The following is a 382-nucleotide window of genomic DNA, read 5'->3' on the forward strand; positions in this document are numbered from 1 at the left end:
TTTAAAACATTTAATTTAAATAAATGGTGCCGACTAACCGAGTCGAACGGTTGACCTACTGATTACAAGTCAGTTGCTCTACCAGCTGAGCTAAGTCGGCACACTAAACTGTGTGCTAAGGCACGTTTCAATTTTAAAGATTGATAACTTTGGATAAATGGTGCCTCGACGCGGAATCGAACCACGGACACGAGGATTTTCAATCCTCTGCTCTACCGACTGAGCTATCGAGGCACTTAAACAGTGCTAATTAAATGTTTAAAACATTTAATTTAAATAAATGGTGCCGACTAACCGAGTCGAACGGTTGACCTACTGATTACAAGTCAGTTGCTCTACCAGCTGAGCTAAGTCGGCACACTAAACTGTGTGCTAAGGCACG

At 42.1% G+C, this 382-nt stretch carries 3 tRNA genes; all 3 read right to left on the reverse strand.

Features of this window, described 5'->3' with window-relative positions:
• Window positions 1–24 precede the first annotated feature (24 nt).
• Window positions 25–100: transfer RNA gene (locus H5200_RS23495), tRNA-Thr, on the reverse strand.
• A gap of 58 nt (window positions 101–158) precedes the next feature.
• Window positions 159–234, reverse strand: a tRNA-Phe gene (locus tag H5200_RS23500).
• Window positions 235–281: 47 nt separating this feature from the next.
• Window positions 282–357: transfer RNA gene (locus H5200_RS23505), tRNA-Thr, on the reverse strand.
• Window positions 358–382: the final 25 nt, after the last annotated feature.

The sequence above is a fragment of the Pseudoalteromonas sp. SG43-7 genome (assembly GCF_014164295.1).
GTDB classification, from domain to species: Bacteria; Pseudomonadota; Gammaproteobacteria; order Enterobacterales; family Alteromonadaceae; genus Pseudoalteromonas; species Pseudoalteromonas rhizosphaerae.